10 protein-coding genes and 2 tRNA genes are annotated in these 10,132 nt (G+C 44.4%); 9 read left to right on the top strand and 3 right to left on the bottom strand.

What is annotated here, in order from left to right; all coding sequences use genetic code 11:
* Positions 1-217: 217 nt before the first annotated feature.
* Positions 218-290 (bottom strand) — tRNA-Gln (locus LOSG293_RS09005).
* A gap of 171 nt (positions 291-461) precedes the next feature.
* Here LOSG293_RS09005 and LOSG293_RS09000 point away from each other — a divergent pair.
* From LOSG293_RS09000 to LOSG293_RS08990, 3 genes are all read left to right on the top strand, one after another.
* Positions 462-534, top strand: a tRNA-Glu gene (locus LOSG293_RS09000).
* A 135-nt stretch (positions 535-669) separates the two neighbouring features.
* The gene (locus tag LOSG293_RS08995; protein ID WP_051907280.1) at positions 670-1,044 is read left to right on the top strand and encodes a hypothetical protein; all 375 of its coding nucleotides are present in this window, start codon (positions 670-672) and stop codon (positions 1,042-1,044) included.
* A gap of 83 nt (positions 1,045-1,127) precedes the next feature.
* Positions 1,128-2,141 (top strand): serine hydrolase domain-containing protein, encoded by a 1,014-nt coding sequence (locus LOSG293_RS08990; RefSeq protein WP_034529546.1) that lies wholly within the window; start codon positions 1,128-1,130, stop codon positions 2,139-2,141.
* Between the two features lie 40 nt (positions 2,142-2,181).
* Here the strand turns inward: LOSG293_RS08990 and LOSG293_RS08985 are convergent, their stop codons facing one another.
* On the bottom strand, positions 2,182-2,886 hold the full coding sequence (locus LOSG293_RS08985; RefSeq protein WP_034529543.1) for a type 1 glutamine amidotransferase: 705 nt from the start codon (positions 2,884-2,886) through the stop codon (positions 2,182-2,184).
* Positions 2,883-4,232, bottom strand: coding sequence for a Mur ligase family protein (locus tag LOSG293_RS08980; RefSeq protein WP_034529540.1), 1,350 nt, complete (start codon positions 4,230-4,232; stop codon positions 2,883-2,885). Before LOSG293_RS08980 ends, LOSG293_RS08985 begins: the two co-directional genes overlap by 4 nt.
* A 203-nt stretch (positions 4,233-4,435) precedes the next feature.
* Here LOSG293_RS08980 and LOSG293_RS08975 point away from each other — a divergent pair, with 203 nt between their 5' ends.
* The 6 genes from LOSG293_RS08975 to upp all read left to right on the top strand — a co-directional run bounded on the left by LOSG293_RS08975 (position 4,436) and on the right by upp (position 10,008).
* Entirely contained in the window at positions 4,436-5,020 is a 585-nt protein-coding gene (locus LOSG293_RS08975) for a thymidine kinase (protein WP_034529549.1), read from the top strand.
* 14 nt (positions 5,021-5,034) lie between these two features.
* Complete coding sequence (gene prfA, locus LOSG293_RS08970) at positions 5,035-6,117, top strand: peptide chain release factor 1 (protein ID WP_034529536.1); 1,083 nt, start codon at positions 5,035-5,037, stop codon at positions 6,115-6,117.
* Positions 6,110-6,970, top strand: coding sequence for a peptide chain release factor N(5)-glutamine methyltransferase (prmC, locus tag LOSG293_RS08965; RefSeq protein WP_034529533.1), 861 nt, complete (start codon positions 6,110-6,112; stop codon positions 6,968-6,970). The genes prfA and prmC overlap by 8 nt, the downstream gene beginning before the upstream one ends.
* Positions 6,967-7,989 carry an L-threonylcarbamoyladenylate synthase gene (locus LOSG293_RS08960; RefSeq protein ID WP_034529531.1) on the top strand — a complete coding sequence of 341 codons (1,023 nt, stop codon included), beginning with the start codon at positions 6,967-6,969 and terminating at the stop codon, positions 7,987-7,989. Before prmC ends, LOSG293_RS08960 begins: the two co-directional genes overlap by 4 nt.
* Positions 7,990-8,057: 68 nt before the next feature.
* A complete protein-coding gene (gene glyA / locus LOSG293_RS08955; protein ID WP_034529527.1) occupies positions 8,058-9,317 on the top strand; it encodes a serine hydroxymethyltransferase in 1,260 nt (419 codons plus the stop codon).
* A gap of 61 nt (positions 9,318-9,378) precedes the next feature.
* Positions 9,379-10,008 (top strand): uracil phosphoribosyltransferase, encoded by a 630-nt coding sequence (gene upp / locus LOSG293_RS08950; RefSeq protein WP_034529525.1) that lies wholly within the window; start codon positions 9,379-9,381, stop codon positions 10,006-10,008.
* Positions 10,009-10,132 lie beyond the last annotated feature (124 nt).

The raw sequence follows: 10,132 nt of genomic DNA, 5'->3' as shown, positions 1-10,132 counted from the left end.
CTTTCTAATGATGCTTGTGGTGGGTGGATTTTAAGTATATGAGGCCATGGGCCTTTTTTTATGCAAAAAACCCTGTTAATAGAATATCACTTAAGATATCCATCAACAGGATTTAGTATAGAGCCAGTTTAATTTGTCAGGGCCTTATTTTTAACTAATTATGGTCAACAAAAAACCGTTCAAGCATCACTGCTTGAACGGTTACGGTAACTCACTATTGGGTATACTGGGATCGAACCAGTAAATTGCGGATTCAGAGTCCGGTGCCTTACCAATTTGGCGAATACCCAATGAATATAAAGTCATCTGACATGTAATTATGTTATCCTGTTTGCAGTATCCTGTCAATACTCGATTAGGTAAAATTGTATGTTTACTCTATAATTTATTTTTTATTCACCAGACGAGTTGACTTTGGCTTCAATATATAGTAATTTAATATCTGTACTAAAAAATAGTATTGCCCGCTGGTCAAATTGGTTAAGACGCAGCCCTCTCAAGGCTGAGTTACGGGTTCGATCCCCGTGCGGGTGATAAAGGTTGATATAGAGGCATTTACAGCTATTGTGAATGGCTCTTTTTGTTTGATTAAAAAGTTGACAAACGCAAACGTGTGTTCGATAATCGTTTATAATCAATTATTCCGTTATCGACTTGGGAGGGATTGTCATGGAGAAGCAATTTGTCGAAGAGCAACCACGAGATGTGGTCGCGACAAAAGAGGCTCAGCTTATTTTTGATCGCTTGGCGCCGTTATTTGAAAAGCGAGTGAGCCGTACCCAGTATTGGTTGGGCGTGATCAATGAGAAGTATAGTAAACGGCTCAATTTTTTCTTCAACTCGAGTGCGCCTCACAGGCGTAAACGATCCATCCCCTTACATTCGCTGGAAGGGAAGCATTATGATTTAGCATTCTTAGAGCAAGTACTTAAAGTGCTACGCGAAAAGACACAGCTCACCATTGATTTTGTTGGCTTTGAGGATAAACGGTGGCCTAGTACTGACCGGCCAATTAGCAACGGTAGGAATCGACTAGAACGTTAAGTTTTCGATATAACCGGCGCCATCAATTGAAATGAACCCGATTTTAACTTAGGCTTAAAGATAAGTGTGAAGGGATGATTGAGATGAGGTATGAACGGACAATCGAGATGATTAAACGGTTGGTTGTTGATGGAACAGTTCCTGGCGTTTCGTATGCCATGTTGGATCTATCATCAGACCAGATTATGTCTGGAATCTATGGCAATGAGGCATTGGTACCTGACGTTGAACCATTGCGCGAAAATCAACTTTATGACGTCGCATCCTTGACGAAAGTGGTTGGTACCACGAATGTGATTTTACAGCTGATAGAGCAAGGCAAATTGCGTTTAACAGACTCTATCAGTCAATACTTACCAGAGTGGCGGTACCCACAAGTCACGGTTCGCCATTTGTTGACGCATACGTCCGGGATAACGGGCTATATCAAAAACCGTAATCAATTACCCAAACTAGAATTAAAAAAGGCGTTGTTGGGCTTGCACGTTGGCAATGATTTTGACCAACAAATGACCTACAGTGATATCAATTTCATATTTTTGGGGTGGATTGCGAGTGCCATTTTGAATCAACCCATTCAGGACCTTATTTCCAGTCACGTACTGCAACCGCTGAAAATGACCGACAGCACTTTTTACCCAACGAATCCAGCTGAGTGTGTGCCAACGGAAGTAAGCCCAGAACGAGGCCTAATTCGCGGTCATGTACATGACCCTAAGGCGGCTATTTTAGGCGCTGAGTGTGGGTCAGCCGGTCTCTTTGCCACTAAGCAAGACTTGTTAACCTTTGCGAAGAGTTTGCTAACGGATGACGAAACCTTGCTAAGCAATGAAACTAAGGATGTTTTAGCACAAAATAACGCTCCGAACGCAGCCGTTCGTTCACTAGGCTGGGCCTTGATTCCAAGTGCCGCTGCGGATGAACATTTGTGTATTTGGCATTCTGGATTCACCGGAACGGCAATCGTGCTGGACCGACAAACGGGGCAGGGGTTAGTTTTCCTTTCTAATCGAATCCACCCTGATAGCCCGAATGAACCATTTTTGGCTAGACGATACGCCATTATTCAATCGTATTTAACTGAAAAAGAGCAGTAAAAAACGGCTTTCCCATGTATGTTGGGAAAGCCGTTTTGTGTTAAAAGGTTGCCGGAATTGGCATTTTTTCTAAAGTTGAAAAATCTTGATCTGGATACTTTCTCTCAAGGGCGGCAACGAGAAGCCGTTTAGCAATATTGCCGTTCCGTGTCAAAATTGGGCCGTGGAAGTAGGAGCAGAAAACGTTCTTGTAAATGGCGCCTTCTGTTTGATCCTCGCCGTTATTACCTTTTCCCGTAACAACTTTACCCAATGGTTTTTCACCTTCGCCTAGGAACGTTCGTCCTTGGTGATTTTCGAAGCCGTGGTATTCTTCGCCGAAGTCTTCGTTATCGATGACAATATCGCCAATAAAACGATTATGATCTTGTGCGAGGGTGTAGTGGTCTAAGGCACCAATGCCAGGAATCTTTTCACCATCAGCACCAACGTAGTAATGGCCAAGCAGTTGGAAGCCACCACAGATGGCGAGCATTGGGCCGTCGGATTCGATGAACTGTGTCAACGCATCCTTTTTGCCCTGAATGTCTTTGGAGACGATCACTTGTTCATAGTCTTGGCCACCACCAAAGAAGGCAAGGTCATAGCGATCAGCATCAAACTCATCTTTTAAGCTGACAATGTCGACGTTGAGTTTAACATCCATTTGTTTGGCGTAGTATTCTAACGCTAAAATGTTACCGACGTCGCCGTAGGTATTCATTAAATCCCCATATAAATGGGCGACATTTAATTCGTAGCTCATAGTGTCATTCCTTCCTTAATGTAGCCTTTATTGGCAAGTTCTTTTCGAAGCTGTAAAACAGCCGTATAAGTGGCAAGTACGTAGACTCTTTCAGTCGGTAGCGATGGGATTTTTTCAATCACTTTGCTGAGATTAGGTTCGACCGTTAGTTTGCCCTCAGGGACACCGGCAACCTTCAAGCGGAAAGTCACATCTTTGTAGCGCTCGCCACCCGTCATGAAGGCTTTGATGTTGAGCTTAGGTAGCATTTCAAAGTCGCCATCCCAAATCCAACTGGTATCGATTCCATCTGCATAGTTTGCGTTAAGCAACGAAACAAATGAGAAGGGGGTTTTATCCGTGCTGATCATATCTAACACTTGATTGAGACCAACGGGATTCTTCACAAGAATCAGTGTGACTTTTTTACCCTCAACATTAATTTCTTCTTGGCGACCGAAAACTTTTTTGTCACTTTCGAAGGCTTTAGCAACTTGGCTAGGTGAAACACCCATGAAGCGGCCCACTGCGTAAGCAGCTAGGGCGTTATAGATGTTATACATTCCACCGATTTCGATTTTGAAAGGTTGGTTGTCAATTTCAAATGAAGAGCTTGTTGGGGTTAATTCACCTAACTTGTTGAGTGAGTAAGTTAATTCTGGTCGTGAGAAGCCACAAACAGGGCAATAGTATTTACCAAGGTTACTGTAAGTGATGGATTTGTAGTGTAGAATGTTTTGACAGACAGGACACAGGACCCCATCGGTGTTTGGCTTAGCCTTCATTTCACTATCAGGTTCGTGATCGAAGCCGTAATAGATGATGGGGTTAGGCAGTTCCTTGGAATGAAAAATCGGTGCGTCACCGTTGGCGATAATGGTCGCCTCGGGAGCCAATGCCACACCGTTGAGAATTTTTTGGTAAGTCGTGTAGATTTCTCCGTAGCGATCCATTTGATCTCGGAAGATGTTGGTGAAAACGAAAGCTTTTGGTTTGATATACTTGGTGACCTCGATGACGTTGGCTTCATCGACTTCCAAGACAGCAACTGGCTTGGCATCTTTAGATTTTGGGGCTTCAAGAAATGTTGTGACAATTCCTTGCGCCATGTTTGAGCCAGTAGGGTTCGTTAGGATGTTATCGTATTTTTGGTCTAACACACGAACCGTCAAAGCAGTCGTCAACGTCTTACCGTTAGTCCCAGTAATGACGACGACGTCATACTTGGCGCCTAGATTTTTTAGAATATCGGGATCTAGTTTCAAGGTTAATTTCCCGGGCAGCGAGCTGCCCCCCTTAAAGAATGTATGTAAAAACCAGTAAGATGATCGCCCAACGAAACTGGCTACGCTGCTCCTCATTGACATATGCGTTGTTCCTCCAAATGTATTGCTTATAATTTTTAAATGATGATTTCAAAGTTACATTTTAGCACGGATTGCCCCGTTTACCGAATAGAATGGATTAGCTTAAAAAAATCCTAGCTTTTCGAGATGGGAATTCCTAATGAAATTTGCTTAGGAATCCGCTATAATGGATAAGAATCTGTGTAGAGAGCGGGGCAATGATAGTGGCGCAATTATTTTTTAAATACGGAGCTATGAACAGTGGTAAAACGATTGAAATTTTGAAGGTGGCTCACAACTACGAAGAGCAAAACAAACCGGTCATCATTATGACCAGTGGCGTGGATGACCGAGCAGGTGTGGGCGTCGTATCGAGTCGAATCGGTTTGGAGCGTGAAGCGCATCCAATTTTTGAAGACACCGATATTTATGAAGCTGTCAAAAAGATTAATCCGGAAGCCAACTGTGTGCTGATTGACGAAGCTCAATTTTTGAAAAAAGCGCATGTTTTACAACTCGCTCAAATCGTGGACGACTTGCACATTCCGGTGATGACGTTCGGTTTGAAGAACGATTTTCGCAATGAGTTGTTCGAAGGCTCCAAATACTTGCTTCTGTATGCGGATAAGATTGAAGAAATGAAGACGATTTGCTGGTTCTGTACGCGCAAGGCGATTATGAATATGCGTTTTAATAATAACAAGCCGGTTTATGAAGGCAAGCAAGTACAGATTGGTGGTAACGAGGCTTACTATCCAGTTTGTCGGCGTCACTACAATAATCCACCAATTGATATGTTAGGGAAATGAGGAATTAAGATAACATGGACGAAATGTTCGATAAGCTCCAAGCGGTCGCTGACCGTTATGATGAAGTTAATGAATTAATAAGTGATCCCGAAGTGATTGCAGATACGCAACGTTTCATGACGCTTTCTAAGGAAGAAAGTGACTTGCGGGAAACGGTTGATAAGTATAATCAATACAAAAAAGTCAGCCAACAAATTGAAGAAAACAATGAGCTCCTGAGAGAAAAGCTTGACGATGAGATGACCTCACTCGTTAAAGAAGAGTTAAAGGAACAAGAAGCCGAAAAGGCACAACTTGAAGAGACAATGAAGGTGCTCCTTTTACCAAAGGACCCTAACGACGACAAGAACATCATCATGGAAATCCATGGTGCCGCTGGTGGTGACGAAGCCAGTTTGTTTGCTGTTGATTTATTTGATATGTACACCAAGTATGCTGAAAAGCAAAATTGGAAAGTCGAAGTTGTCGACCGTAGTGATACTGAAGTCGGCGGTTTCAAAGAAATTGTCCTGATGATTTCGGGGGATAAAGTCTACTCGAAGTTGAAGTATGAAAATGGTGCTCATCGGGTGCAACGGATCCCAGTAACGGAATCTGCTGGACGGGTTCACACGTCAACTGCAACGGTTGGGGTGATGCCTGAGGCTGAGGATGTTGATATTGACATCGATGCAAAGGATATTCGGACCGACGTTTACCGTTCTTCAGGTGCCGGTGGTCAACATATTAACAAGACCTCATCAGCCGTACGAATGACCCATTTGCCAACGGGAATCGTGGTGGCCATGCAAGATGAACGGTCACAACAACAAAACCGTGCAAAGGCCATGAAGATTTTGAAGGCTCGGGTTTACGACTACTACAAGCAACAAGAAGTCGATGCTTACGACGCTGAAAGAAAATCAGCCATTGGTTCTGGTGATCGTTCAGAGCGGATCAGAACTTACAACTATCCTCAAAACCGAGTGACAGATCACCGAATTGGTCTGACACTCAACAAATTGGACCGCATTATGAATGGTGAATTAGAGGAGATCATTGATGCCTTGATCGTTTCTGATCAAGCCGCCAAACTGGAGAACTTGAAAAATGAGTAATCCAACCTACTTTGAAGCCCTGAAATGGGCTTCTTTGTTTGTGCAAAAGTCAGATTTAGAAGAGGCGGCAACTCGCTTTCTATTGTTAGAGCGTTATGATTGGCGCGAGACCGACTTGCTGGTACGCTATCAGGAAGTGATGTCTGACGCAGTTTGGCATCAATATCAAGCTGATGTTCAGGCTTATGTTGATGGGATGCCACCCCAGTATGTCATTGGGACTGCACCATTTTACGGTCGAACATTTCAGGTGAATGAAGCCGTTTTGATTCCCAGACCGGAAACCGAAGAATTGGTGGAATGGGTGTTAACGGATCAGCAAGACAAAGCTAATTTGACCATTTTAGATGTTGGGACCGGTAGTGGTGCCATTGGGGTGACACTCCAAACAGAACGACCAGACTGGCAGGTCACGCTATCCGACATTTCTGAAGCAGCTCTGCAGGTTGCCGAAACGAATGCCAGTCAGCTTGGGGCTGACGTTGAACTTTTGCAGGGGGACTTATTAGAGCCTGTACAGGGACGTCAGTTTGACGTGGTAGTATCTAACCCGCCGTACATTTCTCATAAAGAGGAAGACTTGATGGACCAGAGTGTTTTAGCGCACGAACCGAAACTGGCGTTGTTTGCCGAGCATGATGGTTTATTGATTTACGAGCGTTTAGCAGCTGCCATTCAGCAAGCGGTCATTCAAGTAACCGAGTTATATCTAGAAATTGGGTTTCAACAAGCCTCAGCCGTTAAAACTTTATTTGAAACAACATTTCCGACGGCTGAGGTGGTTGTCAGAAAAGATATGGAACAAAACGATCGAATGGTTCGAATTCGGTTTGAAAGGATGCACGATAAATGAAAACAGAACTTTATACGAAGGCACAGATTGATGAAGCGGCGAAGCAGATTCAACTAGGAGAACTTGTGTCGTTTCCAACTGAAACGGTTTACGGTCTCGGTGCAGATGCCACGAATGATACGGCTGTTCAAAAAGTGTACCAAGCCAAGGGTCGTCCCAGTGATAATCCGCTGATTGTGCATGTTGCGGATGTCGCAACGGTTGAAAAGTATGCTGAGCCCTTGTCGGACGCAGCTAAGAAGTTGATTAAGCAATTTTGGCCAGGACCACTAACCCTGATTTTTAACCTCAAACCAGATGCGTTGTCCACTCACGTCACTGGTGGACTCACGACAGCAGCATTTCGGATGCCTAATAATCAAGCGACGCTGGATCTGATTAAGACGGCTGGCATACCACTAGTTGGACCGTCTGCAAATACGTCTGGTAAGCCAAGTCCGACTTTGGCTGAACACGTTTATCATGACCTGAACGGCAAGATTGCCGGTATTTTGGATGATGGCGCCACCCAATTGGGGGTTGAGTCGACAGTTCTCGACATGTCTACTGAGGTACCAACCGTTTTACGTCCTGGGGCGGTTAGCATCGAGCAGTTGGAAGCTATCATTGGTAATGTGGTTTCAAACAAGCACCACGTCGGGTTGAAGGAGGTACCTAAGGCGCCGGGGATGAAGTATAAGCATTACGCGCCAAACGCACAGGTTTATATTGTGGATCAACCATCAGAATTTCCAGAGGCTTTAAAGTGGGCAGGACAGCAGCCGTTTCTGGTAGGATTAATGGTGACGGATGAGTTGGCTGCGAACTTGACTTTACCTGCCAACGTCGAGCTGTATTCTTTGGGGACTGACGTTAACAGTGCGAGCCACCTTTTGTTTGCGGCCTTACGCCATTTTGATGAAAATCCGCAGGTGAAGGCTATTTTAACGGAAGCGTTCAAACCCGAGGGGATTGGCGCAGCTTATATGAATCGCTTAGATAAATCAGCCGGACAACGTCATTTTGGTGACGACCGTTAGAGAATCCTAATGCGGTGATGCCAACTATTTGGTAAAATCAGACTAGTTAAAGGAAAGGGGCCGGTTACATGAACTATCAAGAACAGGATCCAGAGTTATGGAACGCCATTGCCAAAGAGCAACAACGACAGGAACAAAATATTGAGTTGATTGCTTCTGAAAATATTGTTTCGCCCGCAGTCAGAGCCGCACAAGGGTCAGTTTTGACCAATAAATATGCAGAGGGCTATCCAGGGAAACGATATTACGGTGGTACCGAGTACATTGACGTCGTTGAACGTCTCGCTATTGAACGCGCAAAGAAGTTGTTTAATGCTGAATACGCAAACGTTCAACCACACTCAGGTTCACAAGCCAATCAAGCCGTATATGCTGCTTTCTTGAACCCAGGAGATACGATTCTGGGGATGGGACTTGATGCCGGGGGCCATTTAACCCACGGTGCCAAGGTTAGCTTTAGTGGCAAGATTTATAACGCTTATAGTTATGGATTGAATCCAGATACTGAACTGCTTGATTTTGACATGATTTTGGAGTTAGCTAAGCAAGTCAAACCCAAACTCATTGTGGCCGGTGCTTCAGCTTACAGTCGCATCATTGACTGGACGGAATTTAGAAAAGTGGCGGATGCAGTCGGTGCTTACTTGATGGTCGACATGGCACATGTTGCCGGTTTAGTGGCAGCAGGTGTTCATCCTAACCCTGTTGGAATTGCGGACGTGGTCACCACGACAACTCATAAGACGCTTCGTGGCCCTCGTGGTGGTCTGATTTTATCCCAAGAAAAATACGCCAAGCAAATTAACTCGGCGGTCTTCCCAGGCAGCCAGGGTGGTCCATTAGAGCATGTAATTGCGGCGAAGGCCGTTGCGTTTGGCGAGGACTTAAAACCGGAGTTCACAGCCTATAGCAAGCAAATTATTAAAAATGCGCAAGCGATGGCAGCCGTTTTTGAAGCATCCGATACCGTTCGGGTAATTTCGGGTGGAACCGACAATCATTTGATGACGATTGATGTTAGTCAAACTGACTTAAACGGAAAGCAAACCCAAGAGTTGCTGGATTCGATTCAAATTACAACCAACAAGGAAGCTATTCCAAACGAGACGCTGAGTCCATTTAAGACATCAGGGGTCCGGCTTGGAACGCCTGCAATCACGACTCGTGGATTTGACGAGGCGGATAGCCAAGAAGTTGCCAAGATTATTTTAGCGGCCATCGAGAACCACGAGGATGAGGCTAAACTTGAAGAATTGCATCAAGCAGTTTTGAAGCTTAGCGCTAAGCATTCAATTACAGAGTTCATTGAGCCTGTTAAATTTGATTAACCCCGTTCATCGATAAGATTGCGTGATACAATAGGAAGAAATATAAAAGGAGTGTGTCTAAATGGGTAAGTTTCAAGTGCTTGATCACCCGCTGATTCAACATAAGTTGACGATTATTCGTAACAAAAATTGTGGTACCAAGGTGTTCCGGGAAGTTGCAGACGAAATTACCACTTTAATGGCTTATGACGTTGCTCGCGATATGCCATTGGAAGATGTTGAAATTGAAACGCCAATCCAAAAAACAACGGTTAAGACTTTAGCAGGAAAGAAAGTGGCGATTGTGCCAATTCTCCGTGCCGGAATCGGAATGGTTGATGGTATTCTAGAACTCATTCCAGCTGCCAAGGTTGGTCACATTGGGATGTACCGTGACGAAGAAACGTTGAAGCCACACGAATATTTTGTAAAGTTACCTTCTGATATTGATCAACGTCAGGTTTATGTTGTTGACCCAATGCTCGCTACTGGTGGTTCAGCCATTATGGCGATTGACGCTTTAAAGAAACGAGGGGCAACGAATATCAAGTTCATGTGCCTTGTTTCTGCTCCAGAAGGGGTTAAAGCACTTCAAGAGGCTCACCCAGAGATCGATATTTACACTGCTGCGTTGGATGAAAGACTAAACGAGAACGGCTACATTGTTCCTGGTCTTGGTGACGCTGGTGACCGTTTATTCGGAACTAAATAACAGGCATAAGTTGGTTATCATATGATGGATATACTCCTCTTTGGGTAGACAAGCAAATAATCAAAGCTTGCCTACCTAAGGAGGAGTTTTTCTATGGGCAGAAAAGGTTCTCGCTATACGATTA

This window comes from Secundilactobacillus oryzae JCM 18671 (assembly GCF_000740055.1).
Taxonomy (GTDB): Bacteria; Bacillota; Bacilli; order Lactobacillales; family Lactobacillaceae; genus Secundilactobacillus; species Secundilactobacillus oryzae.
The sequence above is the reverse complement of the archived record's forward strand: the minus strand, read 5'-3'. Positions and strand labels throughout refer to the sequence as shown.